The sequence below is a fragment of the Rothia mucilaginosa genome (assembly GCF_901875305.1).
GTDB lineage: Bacteria > Actinomycetota > Actinomycetes > Actinomycetales > Micrococcaceae > Rothia.
This window is the reverse complement of sequence record NZ_CABFLY010000001.1, coordinates 138,904-162,766: the sequence shown is the minus strand read 5'-3', so window position 1 is coordinate 162,766 and position 23,863 is coordinate 138,904. Positions and strand designations below refer to the sequence as shown.

Genomic DNA, 23,863 nt, shown 5'->3' with positions numbered 1-23,863 from the left:
TGGACACAAGACGAGAATACACAGAAAACTCCCAGTTGTCATCTCTCTCTGGTTTAAATTTTGGCGTTTCACCCCTGGGCGAATACTTGACAATGCAAGCATCTAAACCTTAGCCAACAGAGGCCCCATCACCCTTTTAACGCCTCCGACTAGGTGTTTCATAAGGATGCACATTCCTTTTACGGGAACTTCCCTCCCTTAAGAACAGGATTCAAAACTCTTAAAAATGAGCCTTATCTCTTAAGCAAACATCCCAGAAGACGGCATCCTGTGCCCCCAGAGGCCCCCGCACATTCAAAAAACACGAAAAAATACACTCCTCTGCAGTTGCCAACACCTTAGGCGGAGGAGTATAAGCACCCGCACAATTCTGTGTGCGACACAGACCCATGACCCAGGCCTGTAGCGCAGACGCGTAACATAGCGCACCGCATAGGCGATAAACGGCGGAGGCGGCACCTCCCCCACCCGGGGAAGGCACCGCCTCCGCAACTATCTAGCGTTATATACGTCTACAGAGCGCTGGCGCGCTTCACAACGATTGCATTTGCCACGTCCATATCCAGGGACAGAGTATCGTCCTCGCCGTCGGCGTGAACGATCACGTCATCATTCTGGCCCGCCACAACCGACACCGAGGCACCGTAGACGATGCCCGCATCCGCCAGAAGCTTCAGCAGCTCAACGTCAGTCTGGATGGATTCAGGGAAACGGGAAATCGTAAAACGATCCTCGGGGCCCGAATCGCGAGCAGCCAGAGACATCGGCACAGTGCGCTCGTCGTTCTTCTCGCTTGCGATACCCAGCTCTTCCAGGCCGGGAATGGCGTTACCATACGGGGAGAACTTCGGTTCCTTGAGCATTTCCAGGATGCGCTTCTCGACCTTATCGCTCATAACGTGCTCCCAGCGACATGCCTCTTCGTGCACGTACTCGAGGTCCAGGCCGATAATATCGGAGAGCAGACGCTCGGCCAGACGGTGCTTACGCATCACCTCGACGGCCTTCTGGCGACCCTCGTCGGTCAGCTCCAGGTGGCGGTCGGGCTCAACGGTGAGCAGTCCGTGCTTCTCCATGCGAGCCACCGTCTGGGAAACGGTCGGGCCGGAGTGCTCCAGACGCTCGGCGATGCGCGCACGCATGGGGACGATGCCCTCTTCCTCCAGTTCGAGAATAGTGCGCAAGTACATCTCTGTGGTGTCGATAAGGTCAGTCATTATCTCTCCAGCCATCAGCACGACAGTGCGTAGGTAGCCCTGCCTAAGTCGTTAGTTTACTCAATAGACCATTATGTACCCTTTGGACGGTTTTTGCCACGAGACAGCCCCGCGAGTTGCCCAGCGCGAACAGCCGAGCACCCCGCGGGGCTCCTTAATTCTCTATGGTGGTGACTCTACTCGGCGGCGAGGGCCTCAGAAACCTCGGATTCCTCGGAGACCTCAGTAGCCTCAGCGGATTCCACACCGTTCTCTGCGGTGTTCTCCTCAGAGGCTTCAGCGGAGGCTTCTGGCTCCTCGGTCTTCTCTTCTACCTTCTCCTCGGCATTCGCTTCCGAAGAATCGGCGGAGGATTCCTGTTCAAGGTCCTCGGGACGCACGCGGTCAGCCCACGGCACCCAATCCGGGGCAATGAGCGCATCATCACCGGGCAGCAGGCCCACCTCACAAATCGTGGCAACCTTCGAACGCGGGGCGCGGGAAAGGGTCGCAAACCAAAACCAGCCGCGGTACCCGGGCATCGTGCACTCGAAGAGATGGGTGCTCAGGCGCTCTTCCTCGGGGCGCACGTGGTGCACCAGGCCAATGTTATGGTCGGGGGTAATCTCGCGAACACCCTGCAGGGCCACGTCCTTGGCCGCCTCCAGAATCTCATCCACCTTGGAGGTGCGGCGGGCCTTGTGTGGAACACCCAGGGAAGGTTCACCCGGCTCCTCAGCCGGCGCGGAGAAAGGGTCGGTAGAAGTATCAGCGGGAGTCCGAGAAGATTCGGCTTCTTCAGCGGCTTCGGTGAGGGCTGCCTCCACGGTGGCCTCGACAACCTTTTCGGTCTTCTCCTCAGCGGCTTCATCCGCAATCTTCTGGGCGGTCTCTACTTTCTCAGGTACAGCACTATCCACCGACGTAGCGACCTCCTCCGAGGCGGCAGAGGGCACGGCGCCATCTGCGGAGGCATCGGGGGCGGGCATGATTTCGGGGAGCAGTTCATTTACCTGTTCAGACATACCCCTATTAAAGCATCTCGATTAAAGCATCCCGCGTACACGAACGCTCCGGGGGCCTCCTAAGCTTCACAAACGCTGTGAATTTGGGGCTCAAACCCCCTATTCTGGGGCTTTGCTAACAGAGAGCTGGGTACAAGCTGATACGGTTAATTTTATGAGTAACACCTCCGTAGAGACCCAGCGCAGCAGTTCAGACCGGGCGTCCGCACCTCTGCCCTACACCCGTGCCATTCGTTGGCTAGGCGTAGGCGGCGGTATCCTCGCCCTCCTCTGCCTGTTCAGCGGAATCGTCATGCTCATTATGAAGTGGGCTGGGGTCACCCCACCCGCCGTCATGAGCCAGATTCCGCTCGTGCTACTGCCCGTCGCATTCATCGCACTGATGATTGCACTCGGACTAGCAGTTCTGCGGCGCTCCCAGGCCTAACCACACACTGTCGCACACGCTGCATTTCTCTACTCACCGACAAATCACCTTCCTGCCCTTCACGAAAGATAAAGAGTATGTCTGCTGAAGCCAAGCTCCTCGTCGTCGATGACGAATTCAACATTCTTGAGCTACTCGCCACCTCCCTGCGCTTCGCCGGTTTCGAGGTCGTCACCGCCGGCAACGGCCGCGACGCCCTCGAGAAGGCCAACACCGAGTCCCCCGATCTGATTGTCCTCGACGTCATGATGCCCGGCATGGACGGCTTCGAAGTCACCCGCCGTCTGCGTGAGCTCGGAAGCACCGTTCCCGTTCTCTTCCTCACCGCGAAGGACGCCACCGAAGACAAGGTCACCGGTCTGGGTGCTGGCGGTGATGACTACGTCACCAAGCCCTTCTCCCTCGACGAGGTGATCGCTCGCATCCGCGCCATCCTGCGCCGCAGCCGCTCCGTCCAGGACGAAGACGACGCGGTACTGCGCGTCGACGACCTGAGCCTGAATGTGGATACCCACGAAGTATTCCTCGGCGAGGAAGAGATTGACCTCTCCCCCACCGAGTTCAACCTGCTACACTACCTGATGCTCAACGCCAACCGTGTGCTGTCCAAGGCGCAGATTCTCGACCACGTGTGGGAGTACGACTTCAACGGCGACTCCTCCATCGTCGAGTCCTACATCTCGTACCTGCGCCGCAAGATTGACAACAACCGCGAAAACCACGAGCCGCTCATCCACACCAAGCGCGGTGTGGGCTACATGATTCGCGGTTCTCGAGGCTAACGTGGCGCTCAAACCCCTCGATCGCATCCCCCTCTCGCTTTCCCTACGCACGCAGCTGGTGCTGGTGACCTCCATGCTCATCGCCCTGGCGATTGCCGTCACCAGCCTCGTGGCCATCTCAGCCCTGCGTGCCCAAATGGTGCACCAGCTGGATGAAGAGATGAAAACCAGCGCACCGGCCCTGGTGCAGCTGGCCACCGTGCGACCCTCCGGCAAGCAGGAGGGGTCGCTCAGCACCTACCGTGTCTACCTGCTCGATAAAGACGGCAAGGTGCTGTACTCGCTCAGCTCCGAGCACGATGAGCAGGCCGGCGAACCCACCCTGAGCGGTTGGACCGCCGAGAAGGTGCGCAAGCAGAACGAGGACGGCGTGACCGTTGGTTCCTCCAGCGGCTCCGCCGATTGGCGTCTACTCGCCGTGCCGATTGAGGTGAACGACTCCTCGGGATTGACCGAGGCGAGCTCCCTCATCATCGCGATGCCGCTCAAACAGACCAACCAGGTGGTCGCCCTGGTCGGCGTGCTCACCTTCGCGTTTGGACTCGCCACCCTAGCCGCGGCTATCGCCATGACGTGGGTGATTGTGACGCGTACCTTCGAGCCGCTCGCGCGCGTTGAACAGACCGCCGCCAAGATTGCCGCCGGCGACCTTTCCCAGCGCATCGAGGACTACAACCCGAACAACGAGATTGGTAACCTCGCCATCTCGCTGAACACCATGCTCGCTCAGATTGAGGCGCTCTTTAAAGCCCGTGAGAAGAGCGAGGCGAAGATGCGGCGCTTCGTAGGCGACGCCTCGCACGAGTTGCGTACCCCGCTGGTGAGTATCCGCGGTTACTCGGAGCTCTACCGTCAGGGCGCGCTCCCTACCGAGGAAGCGGTCGGCACCGCCATGAGCCGCATCGAGTCGGAGTCCAAACGCATGGGCCAGCTGGTCGAGGACCTGCTGACCCTGGCTCGCATCGACGAGCGTCGGGAGTCCAAGCTGGCACCCTTCGACCTGTTCAACCTGGCGGTGGATGCCAGCAACGACGCCTACGCTACGGCCCCCGACCGTGAGGTTTCGCTTGTGGGCCTCAGCGACGATGTTGCCCCCACCTCCGCGCCGGTGCTCGGTGATGAATCCCGTATGCGTCAGGTTGTGGCGAACCTACTAACCAACGCAATGCGCTACACCCCCGACGGCACGCCCCTAGAGATTGCGGTGGGCGTGCGCGAGGAAGTAGCGGGATTCCCGCTGGCCACTCTTGAGGTGCGCGACCACGGCCCCGGTATTCACGGCGAGGACCGCGAGCGCGTATTCGAGCGCTTCTACCGCACCGACACCTCGCGTTCCCGCGAGACCGGCGGTACCGGCCTGGGCCTGTCCATCGTGGCCGCCATTATCGAACAGCACGACGGGCGAATCCACATTGAGGAGACCCCCGGCGGAGGCGCAACCTTTGTCATCTCGCTGCCCTACTACCCGCCGCCCATCTCGGATGAGCAGCTACCGAATTAGCGAGCTACGCACCCGGTAGAGGCCAATGTTCCGAAGCCCCAACGAAAGCCCCCGAGCCTCACGGTTCGGGGGCTTCGGCGTATTTGGAAATTCAATCGGTTGACTCCGGTTGCCCCCGTGGGGAGGGTATACGATGTACCGCCGCGGGAAGGGCGCGACGCAATATTCTGCCGAATTCTAGAGGAGCCGTTCGAAATTTTCGATGCGACCGGAATAATGAGAGGGATTTATCCACAGATTCCCCCAATAAGGTTATTTTAGGTAATTTAATACATTTTGAGAGCATATAGTGGTGTCATGCACTCGGGATAGTTCAGAACCCGAGGCAAACCATCCCCGCGGCAACCCGCCGCCCACCACTCTCAAAGGAGAAACCCATGGCACAGTTCAACGTCGACTCCGAAGTCATCGCAGCTAAGAGCGCCCAGGCCAAGTCCTACGTCGCATCCATCACCGCGGACGTCAACGGCATGACCGCCTCCCTGCACGACCTGCAGAGCTCCTGGACGGGCTCGGCCTCGGCCAACTTCCAGGGCGTACTGGATCACTGGCACGCCACCCAGCGCCAGGTCGAAGAATCCATTACCCAGATCAACGAGGCCCTCTCCCGCGCCGGTGTGAACTACGCCGACACCGAGCAGGCCAACGCCTCGATGTTCGTGGGCTAGACGTGGGCTAAACAGCCCGCACCCGGTACGCCCCGCCACCAATGGATGGGCCCCGTACGCGTGACGTACCAACAATAAACCCGCCGCACCTCACTGGTTGAGGGGCGGCGGGTTTCACACGTTTTCTTCCCCGGTTCTTCCCAGAGATTTTTCCCAGTGGTTCTTCTCGGGCCGCGGGCGGCGAACCCACCGGGAGCTACCGGGAGCGCATGGGCGCTACGAGGCGGGGGTCTCCTGACGGAAACGCAGACGCCACAGGCCGCGCTCGGCATCGTAATGCCAAATGCTCGAACGGCTCACGCGGCCGCGCGCGGTGGCAATCGCCGCCATGACCAGAACACTCGAGGCGTCAATCTGCTGAACTCCCTGCTTGGCCGGTGCACCCTGCTGAGTGAAGGCGCGCTCGCGATACTGCAACACCGAGGAACGCGAAACAGACTTGCCGGTGGCGGTCACCCACACCAGGCGCTCGTGGAGCAGGGTGTCCAGCTGAGCCGGGTCCATGACGGCGCCTCGGCTTTCCAGCAGCTGTTCAGCGGCGGCGGCATCCTCGGGACGCAGCGACGCGGAAGCCTGCCGCACGGAAGGCACAGAAGACACGGAGGGCTCAGCAGGTGCGGGAATAGCGGGCTTGGCAACAGTCGGCTTGATAACAGTGGGTGCGGCGGCCTGCGATGCGACCCGCGCGGCGGCGAGGGTTTCCGCAGGCGCAGGGGCTTCTGCGGGCTCCGGGAGCTCTGCGCCCTCACCCAGCAGTTCGGCGGGATCCACATCGTTCGGGTCGAGCCCGGCAAACTCTTCCAGACCGGCCAGGTCGTCCTCCTCCTCAGCCTGCGCGGCAGCAACCTGGCCGGCGGTCTCCTGCTGGCGAGCCAGGGCCTGCGCATCACGCTCGGCGGCACGCTCGGCGGCGAGTGCCAGTTGCTCCTTGCGGGTGCGGACCGCCTCCGGGTCGGGGGCGTTCACCGCGGAGGCGGGGCGCAGCAGACCGGACAGCCGCAGGCTCTTCACACCACGCTGGGCGTTCTCAATCTCGGCGGCGGTGAAATCCTCCACGGGCAGGTGGGCATCAGCGGAGGAGGCGGGCTCGCCCTCAGGAGCCGGGGTTGCGGGAGCCTCAGAGGCCGCCTCGCCCTGGGCAGGGGCGCCTTCACGGGCAGCGGCAGACGCACCGAAGCCGGGGCCACCATCGGGTGTGCGGCCCTCCTGGTAGGTGCGCGCCGCGCCGTTCGCCAGGGAGTCCGCCTTCTCGTTGAGCTCGTGACCCGCGTGGCCCTTAACCCAGATGAACTCGTAGTCGCGGCCGGTCAGGGCGTTATCCAGCGCCTCTAGCAGGTCGCGGTTGAGCACGGGCTTACCATCGGATTTCTTCCAACCCTTCTTCTTCCAGCCGGGCATCCACTTGGTCAACGAGTTAATAACGTACTGGCTATCGCAGTACACGCGTAGCTTCGCCTCCGGGCGCGAAGCGGTGGCCTCAAAGAGGTCAAGCACCGCCTTGAGCTCGCCCATGTTGTTGGTGCCGTGTTCCCAGCCGCCGCAGGCCCAATGGTCGTCGTCGATATACCATGCCCAGCCGGCCGGTCCGGGGTTGCCCAGCGCCGATCCATCCGCCGCGGCGATGATTTCCTGCGTGCTGTTCACGATTCCTTCTTTCTGCGCCGCCCGGTGCGCGGGGCCGTTCTATCGTTTCGTCTGTGATGACTTTACCGCACCGGCGAGGTGCGCACGTAGCGCGCGGTTGCGACTGTGGATAACTGAGCGGGGTACGACGGTACGGGGCGGGTACACTGGTTCCATGAGCTACTCCGCCCCCGAAACCGCCGGTAACCGGTACCCCCGCACGGCCCGCCCTGACGCCTCGCGGGGCGAGCGCGTGCAGATTTTTGCTCTGCCAACCCGCACCATGTACGGTCCCCTGCGTTTCAGCTGGCTCAGCTACCTGGGCCTCGCCGAGCAGCAACACGCGGCGCAGCTACCGACCCCCGCAGCGGCGGTTAGCTACCTGAGCACGCAGGCGCTCATGCGCGCCATGGCGGCGGCACGCCTGGATGTGCCCTCAAGCGCCGCTTCTGAGATTGAGGTGGACCGCTCCTGCACCCTGTGCACCAGCGGCAAGAAGCACGGCAAGCCGCGCATCGCGGGCGTGAATTTCAATATGTCGCAGGTGAACCCGCTGGTCGTGGGCGCTTTTAGCCGTAACCCCTCGGCGGTGCTCGGTGTGGACGTCGAGACCATGGATGCGCGCCTGTTCTCGGGTTTTGCGCGCTTGGCACTCTCCGATGAAGAACGCGCGTTCTACGAACGTGTGGCTCAGGAGCGCCCCGCCTCCGCCCTGCGCCTGCTGTCGCTGGCCCTGTGGACCGCGAAGGAGGCTGTGCTGAAGGCGACCGGCCACGGCCTGAGCGTGGTGCCCTCCCTGGTCCGGGTGCAATTTAGCGAACAGCTGCTGGACGCCCTCGAGGCTACCCTCGGTGCCGAAACCTCCGAGGACCCCGCCCATGGCCCCGAGGACTCGGGAACAGAGGCGTCGGAAAACACCGGCTCGAACGAAGAGCTCCTAAAGAACCTCACCGGCGAGACGCTACGGGCAAGCGCCGTCTTCCGCGCACCCGGTGACGATACCGAGGATAATCCCGAACGCACTTTCGCCCTGCGCTGGGTTCCCGTGGCGCTCCCCGACGCGGAGAACCCCGAAGGCGCGCAGAAGATGCTCATCGCCCTGGCGGTTGAGAACCCCGCCCATAGTGAGCCAACCCAGGGTGAGCCCGTGCAGGTTGAGGTTGAGCTCCTGCCCGTGGCCACTCCCCTGGAGCTCAAGCGCCTGCTGACCGACTAGCCGCGCCGCAACGAATAACGAGTGTCGCAAACGCCCTATACAACTGAACGCGCCCGCCATGACAGCGAGCGCGTTCCGTCTTTTCTACCCAGCACGGAGCGGTTCGAAAAATAGTTTTAGGGGGTATCCTCACCCAGGGTTTCAACACCCAGGGCACGGCCGAAACTGCCGAGCTTCGTACCGGTCTCAGTGTGCTCCAGTTCCGGGTCGGATTCGGCCACAATGCCCGCGCCGGCGTACAGCACCGCCTCGTCCGGGCTCACCTGGGCGCAACGCAGCACCAGCGCCCACTCGCCGTTACCCTCGGCGTCCATGTAGCCGACCAGGCCACCAAAATAGCGGCGCTCAAAGGACTCCAGCTCACGAATCATCTCCAGCGCCTTCTCGGTGGGTGCGCCACAGATTGCGGGGGTCGGGTGAATCGCGCGGGCACCGTCCAGGCAGGTCAGCCCCTCCTTCAGCACGCCGTCGATGGGGGTCGCCAGGTGCCAGAGCTGCGGGGTCTTGAGCAGCGAGGGCACCTGCGGCACGTTCAGCTCCTCGGCGATGGGCGCCAGGCGCTCAGCAATGTCGTTGATGACGTAGGCGTGCTCGTGGCGGTCCTTCGGCGAGGCGAACAGGCGGTCGCGAATCGCCTCGTCCTCGGCGCTACCGGGCTCTGCGATGCGCGGGGCGCTACCGGCCAGCGGGTGGGTCTTGAAGGTGCGGCCCTCGGTGCGGAACACCAGCTCGGGGGAGGCGCCCATCAGGTAGCTTCCGCTCATGCCGCGCTCGCCCTCGGGCAGGCGCACCGCAAAGTTGAATGCGGTACGCTGCTGGGCGCGCAGGTTGTTGTACAGCGCGTCCAGGTTGAGGGCGCCGGGTGCGTAGCGGGCGGTGAGCACGCGTGAGAGCACGATTTTGCTCAGCTCGCCCGCTTTCATGCGATCCACGGCGGTCGCCACGGCAGCACGGAACCGGTTGTTCTGGCGGCCGGTCACCGATACCGGTTCGGCCAGCTTCGCGGTGCGCTCGGGGACCGGCACCTCCTCTTCCTCGAAACGTTCGGGTACGAAGAGGTAGGCGGGAGCCTCCGGGTCGAAGGGGATGAGGCCCACGACGGCGCTACCGGCACGTTTTGCCTCGTCCAGGGCATTATCGAAAGTTACGGGGGTCATGGTCCCGGCGGCGCGGAGGACGCGGGTTCCGGTGGCAAAGATAAAGTCGGGAAGGTTCGTCATTGTACTTCTGTCAGTGGTGTAGGCTCGCACCCGGCGCACAGAGGCAAGGGGGGCGAGCTGCAGTTTAGAGGGTGGCGCCGCCGTCGGCGACAATCTCCTGCATCGTGATGTGGCGGGCAGCCTCAGAAATGAGGAAAGCGTTGACCGCCGCAATATCTGCCGGGTCGGCGATGCGGCCCAGCGGAATGCCCAGGCGGAAGGTCCGCGGGTTACCGGCAACCGGCAGGGCGGAGCGGTCCTCCCCCTCCCAGGCGTCGGTCACCATGGGGGTTCGGGTGGTGCCGGGGCAGACCGAGTTCACGCGAATACCGTGCGCGGCCAGCTGCAGGCCGAAGCTGGAGGTCACGCGCGCCGCCGACGCCTTGGACGCGCCGTAGGCACCGAACTCGGCACGGGGCACGCGAGCCGCGTTGGAGGCGACCGTCACCAGCGAGCGGCTGTTGGTCGGGTCGCTCTCCTGCTGGTCAATCATGAGGCGGGCGAACTCGCGCAGGCACAGGAACACGCCGTCGGAGTTGACCGCGTGCAGGCGCTTCCAGGTGTCAAAGCTGGTTTCCAGAAGGGGTTGGCTGTGGGCGATACCCGCGGCGAGTACAGCGCCGGTGACGGGTTCGTCGAGTGCGGCCACGGCGTTGGCGAGGGCAATGACGGACTCTTCGCTGGTGACGTCTACGGGACGGTAACGGAAGAGCGCATCGCCGTAGGTGGTGAAGGAGGCGACGGGCGCATCGCCCAGATCGGCCGCAAATACCGAATAACCGTTCTTAATTAGCTGGTGGACCGTAGCCTCACCAATACCACCGTTAGCACCGGTCACAATAACCCAGCTCATGCGCGAGCCTCCTCTGCTTCCTCGGTCTTTTCTGCCTTTTCTGTGGCCTTCAACTCGGCGAGCACATCCGCGGTGTTCAGCACGCGGGCGCAGCGGCCCGAAGCGTACTCGCAGGCCATGCGGTGCTCCTCCTCAGAGAAGTCAGCGAGTGCGTCCGCCACCATGAACGGCTGAATGTCACGCATGAACGCCTCCAGCGCGGTGGTTAGGCAGCCGATGTGCGCATACACGCCGCCAATGATGAGCTGGTCGCGGCCGGATTCCTTGAGCAGATCCTCAAAGGGGCTGCGCACGAACGCGGAGTAGCGCCACTTGGTCAGCACGGTATCGCGGTCGGTGGGTGCGATTTCGTCGAGGATGCGGGCGGATTCGTCATTCTGCAGGCCGTCACCCCAGAAGTCGATAAGCAGGCGGCGGTCTTCGGGGTTTTGGCGCGGCGGCTGTGCGGTGTAGTAGACCGGGATTCCGGCAGCGTGGGCGGCGTCAATGAGGCGGCGCAGGTTCTGAATGGCGATGTTGATTTGGGCGTCCGGGTTGGCGTTGCCCTCACCCAGGTCAGCTCCTTCGAAGGCCTGCACGAAGTGTACCTGCATGTCGTGGACGAGTAGTACAGCGCGGCTGGGGTCTACGGGCCAGCTGACGCGGTTGCTGTGTTCACGGTCAACGTAGGTGTAGGGCTTGATTTTGGGCAGTGCCATGATTCTCCCGGGTCGTGCCTATGGTTTTCGGTTGTGTGCGCGGCGCAGGCGGTGCACTGTTGCGGGTGTAGTAGCGAGTGGGCGTTCTCTTCCGAGCCCTCTCACACTGGCTACCTAATCAGTGAGCTTGCGCTTATCTCATAACCATCTTAGGGCATGCTTAACTACTAGGTATATATGAGCCTTAACAAAAATGCTTCCCCACCCGCGCCCCCGTTGACAGCACAACGGGTGGAACGGGCAGGGAAGCACTCCGACAAGCAAAAATACTGCTTAGGGCGCGATTTCAGTCGCGAACTAGTTCACCGGTGCGGCGACAGCCAGCACCTCATTCAGACCCTCAGTGATTGAGGGGTGAGTGTAAATCTCATCGCGCAGCTGCGAAGCAGTAATACCGTGACGCATCGCCAGAGCCACCAGGTTAATAACCTCCATGGACTCCACCACGAGTAGCTGGGCACCCAGAATCTGGTCGGTCTGCGCGTCAATCACGAACTTCATGATGCCACGCGGGTTCTCCATAGTCTTAGCACGCGGCATCGCAGCAATTGCGGCAACCGGCTTCGAAGCAACCTTCACCTTGTGGCCAGCCTCGATGGCCTCACGCTCGGTCAGACCAACCGAGGACAGCGGCGGGTTCATGTAAATGGTCGAAGCCACTGCCTTACGGTCCTTAGTGGAGCGGGAACCGTCGCCGACCAGCTGGGAAAGCACCACACGGTAGTCATCCAGGGAGATGTAGGTGAACTGCGGGCCGCCGTTCACGTCACCGAGCGCAAAAATGTTCGGCACGGTGCTGCGCAGGTGCTCATCCACAACAATTGCGCCGCGGTCAGTGGTTTCGATGCTGGTGTTCTCCAGGCCCAGACCCTCGGTGGCGGGCTTGCGGCCGGTGGCGACCATGACGTAGTCCACCTCCAACTGCTGGGTGGCGCCCTCGGAGTCGAGGTAGGTCACGGTCACAGAGTCAGCGCCATCCTGAATGGACTGGATACGAACTCCGGCACGCGTAGCAATATCCTGGTCAGCGATGATTTCGCGGGCCACCTGGGCGACGTCCGCATCGTAGCGGCCAAAGAATGCCGGTACACCATCTAGCAGGGTCACCTCAGTGCCGTAGGAAGCAAAAATACCGGCAAACTCAACACCGATGGGGCCACCACCGATAATACCCAGGCGCTTGGGGCGCGGGGTGAGCTTCTGCAGCTCGGTGGAGGTGAGTACACGCTCAGACTCGCGGATACCCTCAATCGGCGGGATGGACGGCACAGCACCGGTGTTGATGATGAAGTAGTCGGCGGTGACGCGTAGGGTGTCTTCGCCTGCGGTGACCTCTACCTCGGTGTCGGAGATGAAGCGTGCGTGACCGTCAATGAGCTTGGCGGTCTCGTTGGATAGCAGGATTTCGCGGTTCTTGGCGCGCATCATGCCGGTCAGCTTGTCACGGAAGACCACAGCGGATTCGTAGGCAGCATTTGCTTCTTCAAGGCTGTGCTCACCGCGGGCGCGGAACTCGTCGGCGCGGTGTACGAGTGCCTTGGTGGGTACGCAACCGATGTTGATGCAGGTGCCGCCGTACATGCTGGTGGACTGTTCGATGAGGGCAACGTTCTTGCCGGTCTTGGCGTAGGCGCCGGCGAGGGTCTTGCCGCCCTTGCCGAAGCCGATGACGACCATGTCAAAGTGTAGCTGAGCGGGGGTGGTCATAATATTCTCCTGTGAAACATAGATGATGATGTCTTCGCAGAGTTCAACGGGAAGAAATGAGTATTATTCCCGCGCGCCATATTTTTTCTTGACCCCAATTCACGCCCCCACCGTTAGGAAGTGAGCGAAGCCCCTATCCCCTCTTCCATAGCCACCCCTCAGCCCGCGCGGGCGTAGACTGAAACTACCCGGCTCCCTACAAGAAGCCAGCCTACGAGAAGCCAGCACAATCAGGAGGATTCCGTGAAAACCCACGATATTCTGCGTGACGCCGCCAGCCGCCCCGGCACCGAAGCCGCCGTAGCCGTCAAGGGACTATCAGCTGAGGCGCTCAACGCCCACCCGGGCGGGCACCCGAACTCTATCGCCTGGCTGCTCTGGCACGCCGGGCGACAAATGGACATGCAGCTCTCCGCCCTCAACGGTCAGCCGCAGGTCTGGGAGGCTCAGGGTTTCAGGGAGCGTTTCAACTTGGGCGAGCTGGGCGACACCATGGGCTACGGCCACACCGCTGAGCAGGCACGCTCCATCGTGGTTGAAGATTCTGCGCTGCTGGTGGAGTACCTTGTGGCGACCGGCGAGGCGCTCGCGGCCTATGCGGAGACGCTGAGCGAGGCTGATTTGAGTGAGATTATTGATCGTTCGTGGACTCCGCCGGTGACTCGCGGTGTGCGTCTGGTCAGTCTGATTGACGACGCGGCGCAGCACGTGGGTCAGGCAGCGTATGCGGCGGGTATTCTCGCCGCATAGAATTTCGCGGCGCAGGATTTCACAGCGCTGGGTTAGAATTTCACGCCCGCTAGAGGGGCACAAAAAAGCGGTGGCGCCTCGGACACAACCGTCCGAGAGGCCACCGCCTACACGCATAAAAACCGCTACTGCCTCTGCAGTAGCACCATGACCTCATAGTGATCCGTATGCGGGAACATGTCCAGCACGCGGCCCTGCACCGGCGCATACGAGGGCATGCGCTCCAAATCCTTCGCCAAAGTCACCGCATTACAGCTCGAATACACCACACGGTCAATACCCGAACCCTCAATCCACGCGCACAAGCTCTCACCAATACCGCGGCGCGGCGGGTTCACCACCAGCATCTGCGGCACCGTGCCCGAAGATACCGCGAACTCCGGCGCGTCCTGAGCCGAAAAGTTCACGCCCTCAAGCCCATACTCAGCGACCGTGCGCTGCGCCGAAGCGACCGCCTCCGCACTAATCTCAATGCCCGTCACCGAGCCACCGCCCATCACCGAAGCGGCATGCAGAGCAAAACCACCCACGCCACAGTACAGGTCCCACAGCGAGCGCGGAGCCACCTCACGCACCCACTCGCGGCCCTGCGCGTACATCACCTCAGCGACCTTCGTATTCGTCTGGAAGAAGCTCTGCGGACGCAGGTGCAGGGTCAGGTCATTCACCTGCATCGGCAGAGTCTGACGCTCCGAAAGGATAATCTCCTCATCACCCTCCACACGCGCCACCGGTTCACGCAGCAGGTTCACCGACAGCACCGCCAGATTCGGCAACCGCTCCTGCAGCCAGCCCATCTGACGGCGAATCGGCACCAGCAGCTTCTTCGAACGCAACACGAAACGCACCATCAGCTCACCCGCCGCCGAAGCAGTCACCAGAATATTCTTCAGCTCACCGCGACGATTCGGAATGTCATAAGGGGTCAAGTCCGCGCGCTGAATCAGCTCACGCAGCACCGGAATAGCCGCCTGAATCGGCTCCATATAGAGCGGGCATTCGCCAAGATCCGTGGAGGCGCCCGTCCGGTAATCCACGATGCCGAGGGTCGGGTTCTTCGCCGAACCACCCACCACGAGCTTCGCCTTATTGCGGAAGCCCGCCTCCGCACTGGTTACCGGGTCCAGCCACTGCAGCTGCGGGTAGTTAGCGAGCAGGGCGCGGGCGTGCTCCTGCTTCGCCTGCACCTGCGCGGTGTAGGCGGTCTCAATGCTGGGGCAGGAGGAGCAGAGGTCATCACGAAAATAGGCACATTCCATAGGGGAACCATTTTACCGCCTCCACCGCCGGGACAGGATGCATGGGCACACAAAAGCAGGGGCGGCCACCCTTCATGGGTAGCCGCCCCCGCCTCATACGGATGCGTGGACCTGCGCCAGCTAAAGTACCAGCGTTAGGTCACCACCGTGTTACGCTTCGCGCGCCACGGATTCCATAACTTTTTGCCCCATCAGGGACAAAAAGTTATCACATCATGCCGCCCATTGCGTCCGCACCGGGAGCAGCCGCACCAGCGGGCTCCGGCTTGTTCGCAACAACAGCCTCGGTGGTCAGGAACAGACCAGCAATCGACGCAGCGTTCTGCAGAGCCGAACGGGTCACCTTCACCGGGTCAGCAATACCAGCAGCCATCAGGTCCTCGTACTCGCCGGTCGCAGCGTTCAGACCGGTACCGGCAGGCAGGGAACGAACGCGGTCAACCACAACGCCCGGCTCCAGGCCAGCGTTAGCGGCAATCTGCTTCAGCGGTGCGTCAATAGCCACGCGCACAATGTTCGCGCCGGTCGCCTCGTCACCGGTCAGTTCCAGCTTGTCGAAGACCTTCACACCAGCCTGAATCAGAGCAACGCCACCACCGGGGACGATACCCTCCTCAACAGCAGCCTTAGCGTTACGAACAGCATCCTCGATGCGGTGCTTGCGCTCCTTCAGCTCAACCTCGGTTGCGGCACCAGCCTTCAGCACGGCCACACCACCGGCGAGCTTAGCCAGGCGCTCCTGCAGCTTCTCGCGGTCGTAGTCGGAGTCAGAGTTAGCGATCTCTGCGCGAATCTGAGCCACGCGACCCTCGATAGCTGCTGCGTCGCCTGCACCCTCGATGATGGTGGTCTCGTCCTTAGTCACAACGACCTTGCGGGCAGTACCCAGCATATCCAGGGTTGCGGCATCCAGGGACAGGCCAACCTCTTCGGTGATGACCTGGCCACCGGTCAGGATGGCAATATCAGCCATCTGAGCCTTACGGCGGTCACCGAAGCCCGGAGCCTTCACGGCCACGGACTTGATGGAGCCGCGCATCTTGTTCAGCACCAGCAGAGCCAGAGCCTCACCCTCAACGTCCTCAGCGATAATCAGCAGCGGCTTGCCGGACTGCATGACCTTCTCCAGAACGGGGACGAGGTCCTTCACGTTTGAAATCTTCTGGTTCACAACCAGGATGTAGGGGTCCTCCAGGACTGCTTCCTGACGCTCCGGGTCGGTCACGAAGTAACCGGACAGGAAGCCCTTGTCGAAGCGCATACCCTCGGTCAGCTCCAGGTTCAGGCCGAAAGTGTTGGAGTCCTCAACGGTGATGACGCCTTCCTTGCCGACCTTCTCCATAGCCTCAGCAATGAGCTTGCCGATCTCAGCGTCGCCAGCGGAAATCGAAGCGGTTGCAGCGATCTCTTCCTCGGTCTCAACTTCCTTCGCAGAGGAGAGCAGAGCCTCGGTCACAGCCTCAACAGCCTTCTCGATGCCGCGCTTGAGGCTCAGCGGGTCAGCGCCAGCAGCCACGTTGCGCAGGCCCTCGCGGACCAGTGCCTGAGCCAGAACGGTAGCGGTGGTGGTACCGTCACCGGCGATGTCGTCAGTCTTCTTGGCAACTTCCTTGACGAGCTCCGCACCAATCTTCTCGTACGGATCCTCCAGCTCGATTTCCTTCGCGATCGAGACACCGTCGTTGGTGATGGTGGGGGCGCCCCACGCCTTCTCCAGCACGACGTTACGGCCGCGGGGGCCGAGGGTCACCTTCACTGCATCAGCGAGGGTGTTCAAACCGCGCTCAAGGCCGCGGCGCGCCTCTTCGTCAAAAGCAATGAGCTTTGCCATAAGTGTCCTCCTGGACGATCGGATTTTTCCTGCACCCCACCGGGATGCAGTACGTCTAAAACTGGGGCCCGGACCCTGGCGCGTGTACCTCACGCGCACGTCATACAGGGCGCCCAAATGCTACATCAATTGTGGCACCCGCACCGGCAGGGGGCAAACGTTTAAGCCCAAGGTTGAAGGGTTAATCGCCCAGTGCTTAATCTGCACTCATTAGGCCCACCAAAAGGGGCGTTAATGGTGTACCCGCCGGAGGTGCGTGAGGGGCGTTAAAAGCATCAACCCCACCCGGCGCACGATTGGGGCTGCACGAGTGGGGTTGAGGAAAGTTTGCATGGCAAAGCGGCGTACGCGGGGGCCTAGCCGGTGTAATCGGAGGCCAAAACCACAATTACCTCGTGGTTGCCCATCGGCACGGCGGACGTCGCCTGACGCACCTGGGAAATGTCCAAGGCCGAGGCGATACTCTGCGCCTGCGCCTGGTAGCCCTCCGCATAGTAGACCACGCTGGTCGCCGGGGCTGCACCGGTATAGTTAGCCGTCTCATTAACCGTGTAATTATGCAGCTGAGCCGCAGCATTCGACGCGCTACCGGCCGGCGCCGAAGCGTTAAACACACCCACCGAAATACTATCCACCAAACCCGTCTTCGAAGGATTAGCCGAAGCAGAGGCAGATGCCGAAGTAGCCGCAGGAGCGGAAGAAGCAGATGCCGAAGAACGGGCCGAAGCCGAACTCGACGCGTAACTCTGCGCCGAATAACCCGGCGAAGCCGTACGCGGGGCGTAAATGTACATGGTGGCACCCACCAGCAGACCGACCACTCCGGCCGCCACCAGCGGGATAGCACCCTTCACGCTCTTTGCAGGATCGGCATCGACCGCGCGGTAGGTTCCGCGGCGCGCAGTCTGCTCGTCCACCTCGTCAAACTCGTCGCGGGGATAGCTCATGGTCTCCTCAATTCACGGGTACTTCATCGCGGTAATCCGCGCGGTGCTTCTTCAAGGTCGCGCGGCGGATGACTCGGCGCTCCCTGTACCTAGAGTACCGTCTCAGGCAGAGGGAACCAACGCGAGTACGCGCCACAAACAGTCACACCAAAGTTACCTAGTCGGCGTCACGACGGGCGCGCAGCGCATCCACAAGCTGCGGAGCTGCCTCACGTACACGGTCGTCGTCCAGCATGACGTTCAGCATCTGATAGTAGGCTATCGGAGTGAATCCTAGGGCTTTAATGGCCTTCTCCTTGGAACCCTGGTGCTTGAATCCACGGCGTTCCAAAGCCAGGATGCGCCGCTCAAGCGAGTTCAGCCCGTCGTTCAACCCGTCAGTCTGGACCTCGTCACGGACGAGGGCCTCGGGCCTCTCCCCCGGCATTTCGGCTGAGGTCTCAGCCGAGTCTTCGGTTTCGCCCAGAACTTTGTTCTCCGGGGTTTCAGACTGCACGGCGGTGTGTTCCTGCTCCGGCATATTCCCTCCTCAATCTGTCTGCAGCGTACCCTCACGGTCAGCCACCGCCTACCGCAAGTATTCATCTTCCCTTAGTCTAGAGGAGAGCCTCAGCCTAGAGGAGAAGCAATCATCGCGTGCCCGGCGCTGAAGACCAGCCGAGCCGCACCAGCCCAAGGAGTACGCTTGAACCAGCCCCTGAACACCATCATGAGCGAGGACTGGGCCGCCGCCCTCGCCCCGGTCGAAGAGCAGATTCACGCCATGGGGGATTTCCTGCGCGCCGAGCACGCCGCCGGCTACCGAACCTTCCCGCCCTCCGGTGATATCTTCAACGCTTTCCGCCGCCCGATGAGCAAGGTGAAGGTTCTTATCATTGGGCAGGACCCCTACCCCACCCCCGGCAACGCTATGGGCCTGTCCTTTTCGGTGCATCGCGGTATGCCCGTGCCCCGTTCCCTCGTCAACATCTACCAAGAGCTGCAGGACGATTTGGGCATCGCCCCTGCCGAGCACGGCGACCTGTCCTGCTGGGCCGACGAGGGCGTCATGCTCATGAACAGGGTGCTGACCGTACGCGAGTCCGATGCCGGATCGCACCGCGGCAAAGGTTGGGAAGAGATCACCGAATGCGCAATCCGCGCCCTAGTGGCCCGCAATCAGCCGCTGGTAGGCCTGCTCTGGGGCGCCGATGCACGCAAGTGCGCGCCGATGCTACTGCCCTACCCGAGCGTGGAGTCGGCGCATCCCTCACCTCTCTCGGCACGACGCGGTTTCTTCGGTTCCCGACCGTTCTCCACGGTGAATTCCCTGCTCGTGCAGCAGGGAGCCGAGCTAGTGGACTGGACCGTGCGTTAGAGACTTCAAAGATAGGGTGGCGGCCCGTGAGCTAAGGTTCACAGACCGCCACCTTTATTCCATATTGGCTATATAAACCTGTCAGATACGTTAAATATCTGCTGTTTCGGGGGTCGCAGCATCCACGGGCTCAACGTTACGCGGCTTCGTGAAACGCTGCAGCGCATACTGCATCGTGTAATTACCCAACGCAACACCCGAAGCCATCGCCACCACAATCGAAACCGCCGTAATCATATTGTGCATACCCAGAATCACATCCGTCTCAACCGTCAACAAATACATGCCGCGGAAGAACGACAGACCCGGCAGCAAGAACGTAATCGCCGGAATCGAGAAAATTGCCTGAGGCACATGCAGACGGTACGCAAAATACGTGCTCAACGCACCAATCACAACCGCCGCACACGCCGTCGGGCCACGACCCGTACTCGGACCAGCCAGCAACTCATAACTGTAATACGCCGCCAAACCGCAAGCAGTAATGAACATCAGCCAGCCGACCTTCACCAGCTTCGTCTGCAAGGTAATTGCGAAGGTCGCAGTCGCAATCAGAAAGAAGAACGACGCCACCAACGGAGTCGTCGAATCAAAACGCAACTGTTCAATATCCAAAGTCGGACCATTGAAAATACCAATCGCGCTCACGGCGGCTGCAATACCAACCACAAGACCCAAGAAGCTCATACCGGTCGACACGAAACGGCCTGCCGCCGTCACCGGAAAACCATTAATCGCATCCTGTACAGCACCCACCAGACGCGGAGTTGGCAAGAACATAATCATGCCGGCAGCCACCACCAGAGGCGCTGAAATCTGCTCACCCGGACGCTGAAGAATCGAACCTTCACTACCCAGCCAAATCGCCAAAAAGGTCATCAGACCCGCACTAGCAGCCATGCGGAAGAACGCCGGAATACCAATGGAGCTCAGCCATTGAATCAGCAAATACACCGGGATAAAAATAATGGCCGCGCTCAACGCCGTCACAAAACTCGCACCCAACGCCGCCGTCAACGTGGAGGCACAGGCAAGGTTAGCCAGCCACACCACCAGAGGCGGGAACGGCTTGGGGCGGTGCGTAATCTGGTTCAGTTGCAAATCAGCCATTTCCAGAGTCATACCGCCGCGAGTGATCTTGTAGATCAGGCCGTACACCTCAGAAAGCGCCTCATAGTTCTCTGTGGAGGAACGCACCACACGCACCAGGGTGTGCGTAAAGCGCTCATCAGCGTTCACATTACGCTTAGCGATGCGGGACTCCATATAAATATCCGGGTCCGACGTGTAGTTGATGGTCACCGACTGGTTTGTAATATCCACTTCAACCGAGTCCAGACCATACGCCGAAGAGACCGCAATAATCGCCGAGTCCACGTCCATTGCGTCCGCGCCGTAGTGGAACATCGCCTCCGCCAGGCGCAGGGTAAAGTTCAGTGTGTCACGGGCATACTCCTTCTCCCGGCGGAACGCCTCGCGACGCTCATGCTCTTCGGTGCGAATAGTCGGCACGAACTGACGCTGAGCAATACGCTGAGCACCACGCGGGGCGGCGGGTGCCGCCTCCTCAGTACGCACAAAGGAGCGGAGGCGGCGCGAACCCCAGCGACCGCCCGTACCGCGGCCTCGTAGTCCTCGCACGTTCCGGCCCACGAGCGGCACGGCGGTCGTCGCCACCGAGACAGGGCCGGTCTTAGCCGCTGTTGTGGAGGCCGCATCAAGGCCATAACGCTGCGCGGCGTGGGAATTCGGAACCTGAGGAATCATACCGGTCATGGGAACCGGCTGGGAAGGGCGCGTCAGAGCCGCCTCGGTCACCACATTGCTGGACGTCACGGGGTTCGTTTCATCACGGTAGGCGTCCAGCTCATCATCGGGCGTGAGGGACGGGTCGATAACAGTGCGGGCAGCGTGGTCAAGCTCGGAGGCTTCCTCCTGCTGAGCAGGCACCTCAGCCGGACCAGCAGTGGCGATACCAACCTGAGCGGCTACATCGTGCAGAACATCGCTCACAGTGCGCGCCTTCACGGTCTTATCGCGCGCCTCTTCGGACGTTTTCTGCTGCGCCAGAATGCGGCGCAGACGCTCGTCAGCCACCTGGTCGAGAGACACTAGAGGAAACCCGCCCTTCCCGGTGGCGTAACCGGCCGTCACCGTAGGGACAGCCTCCTCCGAGGTGCAAACCGGCACCCCGCTCTCAGTGCTGTTCCGCGTGTTATTCCGGGTGTTCTTCGGCTCTCCCGGGTGAGCCTGCGCCTCGCCTGCATGCGACGCGTTCCGCGCTCCAGATTGTGCCTCCGAAGGCGCGGGAGTGTTCCTCGATTCTGCCAATGTCCCCTCCCATTTAGACAGTGCCTCTATAGTCTAACAAGGGAGCGATGCGAGAGGTACGCCTCCGTGACTAGGTTCCTCATCAAATTCCCCATCCCCTTCACGCAACCCGTTTCTCCCCGCTCTTGGTGGCCGGCCCCCCTCAGTGAAGAAACACAGGCAACAAAATATCCCGCCACCTCAGTGACGGGATATCTACGTATTGTGTGCTCGTTCCCGCACCCGTAGGTGACGGAATACGGCGGCCCGGCCCGAAGACCGAGATTACTTACTCAGCGTCGTGGTCGGTCTCGAGGATCTTAACCAGCGAGTCCAGAGCCTCTTCAGCGCCCTCACCCTCAGCGCGCAGAACGACAACATCGCCGTGCTTTGCGCCCAGGGACATCAGGGACAGAATGGATGCTGCATCCATAGCCTCATCGGCGGGCTCGCCCTTAGCTGCGATGGTGACCTCGACGGGAAGGTCGCCAGCTGCCTCAGCGAAAATTGCTGCCGGACGTGCGTGCAGGCCGACACGGCTTGCGATAGTGGCTTCGCGCTCTGCCATTATGTTTCTCCTTTGATCAAGGAACCGAAATATATCAGTCCCTATTCTAAATGAACGGGGCGCTTCAGGACCCGCCCTTACCCTATAAATTGTACCGTTTAGCCCCGCGCCAACAAACATAAAAATGCCGGGTGTAGAAATAATCACTACACCCGGCATCGTGAATATTCCGGCCCACCAGCCGGCCAGCTCAGCAGCCCTCCCTACCCGACGCAGGGGAAGCCTGAACCTCAGTAGCTCTCAGATTAGAGGCCCAGCTCGTCCAGAATCGGCAGAGCCGCACGTGCAGTGTCCTTCGCCTCAGCAGAAGAAATCTGCTGCAGAGCAATAGCAGCAATCTGCTGTGCCTTTTCCTTAGTGACAGACTTCAGCACGGCAGCCACAGCGGGAATAGCACCAGCGTTCATGGACAGGGTGTCGACACCCAAACCAATCAGCACAACAGCCAGAGCGGGATCAGCAGCAGCCTCACCACAGACGCTCACGTACTTCTTCTTACCCGCGGTGACCGATGCACGCTGAGCACCCTCAACGGTCATCTTAATCATCTTCAGCACAGCAGGCTGCCAGGGGTTGTTCAGGTGAGCCAAATCGCCCAGCAGACGGTCAGCCGCCATGGTGTACTGGGTCAGGTCGTTGGTACCGATGGACACGAAGTCGACCTCGCCCAGGATAGCCTCAGCGTTCATCACAGCTGCGGGGGTTTCAACCATCACACCGTGAACGGGCAGGCCAATCTCCTTGAGCATGTTCGCGAAGTTGCGTGCCTCGGAGGTGGTCGAAATCATCGGAGCCATCACCCAAATGTCAGCGTCAGAATCCTCCGACGCAACCTTGATAGCCTCCAACTGGCGGGTCAGAACGCCCGGAACGGTCCAGTCGGTACGGAAGCCACGAACACCCAGTGCAGGGTTCTCTTCGGGGTTCACGTTCAGGAACGGCAGGGGCTTATCAGCACCAGCATCCAGGGTACGAACCACGATGTGCTTGCCGGGGAATGCGTCAAACACGGACTTGTAGGTCTTAGCCTGAGTCTCGATAGAAGGCTCAGAGTCGTGGCCCAGGAAGCCGAACTCGGTGCGCAGCAGGCCAACACCCTCAGCCTTCAGGCTTGCAGCCTTCTCAGCGGACTTGCCGTCACCAACGTTTGCATACAGCTCAACGCGGGTACCGTCAGCCAGCACGCCCACACCATCAAACTCAGCGATAGGCTTGCGGTTCGCGTACTTAATCGCTGCCTCACGGTCAGCGTCGGTCGGCTCGGTATCAACGATGCCCTCGTTGGAGTCCACGTAGACGATGGTGCCGTCAGCAATCTCGGTCACGCCCTTAGCCGCCACAATAGCGGGCAGACCCAGGCCGCGAGCCAGAATAGCGGTGTGTGCCTGGGGGCCACCGTCAGAGGTAATCAGAGCGATAACCTTCTCGGGGTCCAAGGTCGCGGTGTCAGCCGGTGCCAGGTCGATAGCAGCTAGGATGAACGGCTCATCCGAAACGGGGATGCCGGGGGCCTGCTGGCCGGTCAGCTCAGCAACAATGCGGGCACGCACGTCGTGGATATCAGTCACACGCTCAGCCATGTAGCCGCCCAGGGCAGCCATCTGGTCAGCGAAGGAGGTTGCAGCCTCCCAAATAGCACGCTCAGGAGCCATCTCCTGAGTCTCAACCAGCTTAACAGCGCTCTTGATAAGAGCACGGTCAGTAGCCATCTGAGAGGTAGACTTCAGCACAGCCTTGCCGTCACGGCTAGCGTGCTCTGCACGAGCGAGCAGGTCTTCCTTCACGCGGACCGAAGCGTCCTTGATGCGCTGTGCGGCTGCCTCGGCGGTCTCACCGCTCAGACGCAGGCCATCCTTAGGCTCTTCAATAGGCTTGGGCATCTGAAGAACCGGGCCAATCACGCGACCGGCGTAGACGCCGACGCCCTTGTAGGTAGTCATGGAATT

21 protein-coding genes are annotated in these 23,863 nt (G+C 61.5%); 7 read left to right on the top strand and 14 right to left on the bottom strand.

Annotated features, from left to right (window positions below):
- Nucleotides 1-512 precede the first annotated feature (512 nt).
- Complete coding sequence (locus JX292_RS00730) at nt 513-1,217, bottom strand: metal-dependent transcriptional regulator (RefSeq protein ID WP_204860377.1); 705 nt, start codon at nt 1,215-1,217, stop codon at nt 513-515.
- A gap of 176 nt (nt 1,218-1,393) precedes the next feature.
- Complete coding sequence (locus JX292_RS00725; protein ID WP_204860375.1) at nt 1,394-2,221, bottom strand: DUF3027 domain-containing protein; 828 nt, start codon at nt 2,219-2,221, stop codon at nt 1,394-1,396.
- Between the two features lie 154 nt (nt 2,222-2,375).
- Here JX292_RS00725 and JX292_RS00720 point away from each other — a divergent pair, with 154 nt between their 5' ends.
- The 4 genes from JX292_RS00720 (at nt 2,376) to JX292_RS00705 (ending at nt 5,599) form a co-directional block, all read left to right on the top strand.
- A complete protein-coding gene (locus JX292_RS00720) occupies nt 2,376-2,648 on the top strand; it encodes a hypothetical protein (RefSeq protein WP_204860372.1) in 273 nt (90 codons plus the stop codon).
- Nucleotides 2,649-2,725: 77 nt separating this feature from the next.
- Nucleotides 2,726-3,430: a response regulator transcription factor gene (locus JX292_RS00715; RefSeq protein ID WP_070824499.1), complete on the top strand. Its 705-nt coding sequence runs from the start codon at nt 2,726-2,728 to the stop codon at nt 3,428-3,430.
- Nucleotide 3,431: 1 nt separating this feature from the next.
- A complete protein-coding gene (locus JX292_RS00710; RefSeq protein ID WP_204860370.1) occupies nt 3,432-4,931 on the top strand; it encodes a sensor histidine kinase in 1,500 nt (499 codons plus the stop codon).
- A 377-nt stretch (nt 4,932-5,308) separates the two neighbouring features.
- Entirely contained in the window at nt 5,309-5,599 is a 291-nt protein-coding gene (locus JX292_RS00705; RefSeq protein WP_049331538.1) for a WXG100 family type VII secretion target, read from the top strand.
- 216 nt (nt 5,600-5,815) lie between these two features.
- Here JX292_RS00705 and JX292_RS09115 read toward each other — a convergent pair whose 3' ends face one another.
- Complete coding sequence (locus JX292_RS09115) at nt 5,816-7,243, bottom strand: ribonuclease HI family protein (protein WP_204860368.1); 1,428 nt, start codon at nt 7,241-7,243, stop codon at nt 5,816-5,818.
- A gap of 154 nt (nt 7,244-7,397) precedes the next feature.
- Here JX292_RS09115 and JX292_RS00695 point away from each other — a divergent pair, with 154 nt between their 5' ends.
- Nucleotides 7,398-8,438: a 4'-phosphopantetheinyl transferase family protein gene (locus JX292_RS00695; RefSeq protein WP_204860365.1), complete on the top strand. Its 1,041-nt coding sequence runs from the start codon at nt 7,398-7,400 to the stop codon at nt 8,436-8,438.
- Between the two features lie 116 nt (nt 8,439-8,554).
- On the opposite strand, the gene JX292_RS00690 is transcribed toward JX292_RS00695, so the two are convergent.
- From JX292_RS00690 to JX292_RS00675, 4 genes are all read right to left on the bottom strand, one after another.
- Complete coding sequence (locus JX292_RS00690) at nt 8,555-9,658, bottom strand: isochorismate synthase (protein ID WP_204860363.1); 1,104 nt, start codon at nt 9,656-9,658, stop codon at nt 8,555-8,557.
- Between the two features lie 64 nt (nt 9,659-9,722).
- Complete coding sequence (locus tag JX292_RS00685) at nt 9,723-10,490, bottom strand: SDR family oxidoreductase (protein WP_204860361.1); 768 nt, start codon at nt 10,488-10,490, stop codon at nt 9,723-9,725.
- Nucleotides 10,487-11,188 (bottom strand): isochorismatase family protein, encoded by a 702-nt coding sequence (locus tag JX292_RS00680; protein WP_204860359.1) that lies wholly within the window; start codon nt 11,186-11,188, stop codon nt 10,487-10,489. Before JX292_RS00680 ends, JX292_RS00685 begins: the two co-directional genes overlap by 4 nt.
- A gap of 297 nt (nt 11,189-11,485) precedes the next feature.
- Nucleotides 11,486-12,895: an FAD-dependent oxidoreductase gene (locus JX292_RS00675; RefSeq protein ID WP_204860356.1), complete on the bottom strand. Its 1,410-nt coding sequence runs from the start codon at nt 12,893-12,895 to the stop codon at nt 11,486-11,488.
- Between the two features lie 243 nt (nt 12,896-13,138).
- Between JX292_RS00675 and JX292_RS00670 the strand changes: the two genes are divergently transcribed.
- Nucleotides 13,139-13,645 (top strand): mycothiol transferase, encoded by a 507-nt coding sequence (locus JX292_RS00670; protein ID WP_204860353.1) that lies wholly within the window; start codon nt 13,139-13,141, stop codon nt 13,643-13,645.
- Nucleotides 13,646-13,770: 125 nt separating this feature from the next.
- Here the strand turns inward: JX292_RS00670 and rlmC are convergent, their stop codons facing one another.
- From rlmC to JX292_RS00650, 4 genes are all read right to left on the bottom strand, one after another.
- Nucleotides 13,771-14,904, bottom strand: coding sequence for a 23S rRNA (uracil(747)-C(5))-methyltransferase RlmC (gene rlmC, locus JX292_RS00665; protein WP_204860350.1), 1,134 nt, complete (start codon nt 14,902-14,904; stop codon nt 13,771-13,773).
- A 208-nt stretch (nt 14,905-15,112) separates the two neighbouring features.
- Nucleotides 15,113-16,735, bottom strand: coding sequence for a chaperonin GroEL (gene groL, locus JX292_RS00660; protein WP_204860348.1), 1,623 nt, complete (start codon nt 16,733-16,735; stop codon nt 15,113-15,115).
- Between the two features lie 356 nt (nt 16,736-17,091).
- Nucleotides 17,092-17,682 carry a LytR C-terminal domain-containing protein gene (locus tag JX292_RS00655; RefSeq protein WP_204860346.1) on the bottom strand — a complete coding sequence of 197 codons (591 nt, stop codon included), beginning with the start codon at nt 17,680-17,682 and terminating at the stop codon, nt 17,092-17,094.
- A gap of 157 nt (nt 17,683-17,839) precedes the next feature.
- Nucleotides 17,840-18,202, bottom strand: a complete 363-nt coding sequence (locus tag JX292_RS00650; RefSeq protein WP_204860343.1) for a DUF3263 domain-containing protein — start codon at nt 18,200-18,202, stop codon at nt 17,840-17,842.
- Between the two features lie 165 nt (nt 18,203-18,367).
- Here JX292_RS00650 and JX292_RS00645 point away from each other — a divergent pair, with 165 nt between their 5' ends.
- Entirely contained in the window at nt 18,368-19,039 is a 672-nt protein-coding gene (locus JX292_RS00645) for a uracil-DNA glycosylase (RefSeq protein ID WP_204860340.1), read from the top strand.
- Between the two features lie 90 nt (nt 19,040-19,129).
- Here JX292_RS00645 and JX292_RS00640 read toward each other — a convergent pair whose 3' ends face one another.
- From JX292_RS00640 to ptsP, 3 genes are all read right to left on the bottom strand, one after another.
- The gene (locus tag JX292_RS00640; RefSeq protein ID WP_239653556.1) at nt 19,130-21,151 is read right to left on the bottom strand and encodes a threonine/serine ThrE exporter family protein; all 2,022 of its coding nucleotides are present in this window, start codon (nt 21,149-21,151) and stop codon (nt 19,130-19,132) included.
- Between the two features lie 487 nt (nt 21,152-21,638).
- Nucleotides 21,639-21,917: an HPr family phosphocarrier protein gene (locus JX292_RS00635; protein ID WP_005504506.1), complete on the bottom strand. Its 279-nt coding sequence runs from the start codon at nt 21,915-21,917 to the stop codon at nt 21,639-21,641.
- Between the two features lie 245 nt (nt 21,918-22,162).
- Nucleotides 22,163-23,857 carry a phosphoenolpyruvate--protein phosphotransferase gene (ptsP, locus tag JX292_RS00630; RefSeq protein ID WP_204860336.1) on the bottom strand — a complete coding sequence of 565 codons (1,695 nt, stop codon included), beginning with the start codon at nt 23,855-23,857 and terminating at the stop codon, nt 22,163-22,165.
- Nucleotides 23,858-23,863: the final 6 nt, after the last annotated feature.

Excerpts from the sequence above, each read along its gene's own strand:
- JX292_RS00730 (WP_204860377.1), bottom strand. The coding sequence starts at position 1,217 with ATGACTGACCTTATCGACACCACAGAGATGTACTTGCGCACTATTCTC.
- JX292_RS00725 (WP_204860375.1), bottom strand. The coding sequence starts at position 2,221 with ATGTCTGAACAGGTAAATGAACTGCTCCCCGAAATCATGCCCGCCCCC.
- JX292_RS00720 (WP_204860372.1), top strand. The coding sequence starts at position 2,376 with ATGAGTAACACCTCCGTAGAGACCCAGCGCAGCAGTTCAGACCGGGCG.
- JX292_RS00715 (WP_070824499.1), top strand. The coding sequence starts at position 2,726 with ATGTCTGCTGAAGCCAAGCTCCTCGTCGTCGATGACGAATTCAACATT.
- JX292_RS00705 (WP_049331538.1), top strand. The coding sequence starts at position 5,309 with ATGGCACAGTTCAACGTCGACTCCGAAGTCATCGCAGCTAAGAGCGCC.
- JX292_RS00695 (WP_204860365.1), top strand. The coding sequence starts at position 7,398 with ATGAGCTACTCCGCCCCCGAAACCGCCGGTAACCGGTACCCCCGCACG.
- JX292_RS00690 (WP_204860363.1), bottom strand. The coding sequence starts at position 9,658 with ATGACGAACCTTCCCGACTTTATCTTTGCCACCGGAACCCGCGTCCTC.
- JX292_RS00685 (WP_204860361.1), bottom strand. The coding sequence starts at position 10,490 with ATGAGCTGGGTTATTGTGACCGGTGCTAACGGTGGTATTGGTGAGGCT.
- JX292_RS00680 (WP_204860359.1), bottom strand. The coding sequence starts at position 11,188 with ATGGCACTGCCCAAAATCAAGCCCTACACCTACGTTGACCGTGAACAC.
- JX292_RS00675 (WP_204860356.1), bottom strand. The coding sequence starts at position 12,895 with ATGACCACCCCCGCTCAGCTACACTTTGACATGGTCGTCATCGGCTTC.
- rlmC (WP_204860350.1), bottom strand. The coding sequence starts at position 14,904 with ATGGAATGTGCCTATTTTCGTGATGACCTCTGCTCCTCCTGCCCCAGC.
- groL (WP_204860348.1), bottom strand. The coding sequence starts at position 16,735 with ATGGCAAAGCTCATTGCTTTTGACGAAGAGGCGCGCCGCGGCCTTGAG.
- JX292_RS00655 (WP_204860346.1), bottom strand. The coding sequence starts at position 17,682 with ATGAGCTATCCCCGCGACGAGTTTGACGAGGTGGACGAGCAGACTGCG.
- JX292_RS00650 (WP_204860343.1), bottom strand. The coding sequence starts at position 18,202 with ATGCCGGAGCAGGAACACACCGCCGTGCAGTCTGAAACCCCGGAGAAC.
- JX292_RS00635 (WP_005504506.1), bottom strand. The coding sequence starts at position 21,917 with ATGGCAGAGCGCGAAGCCACTATCGCAAGCCGTGTCGGCCTGCACGCA.
- ptsP (WP_204860336.1), bottom strand. The coding sequence starts at position 23,857 with ATGACTACCTACAAGGGCGTCGGCGTCTACGCCGGTCGCGTGATTGGC.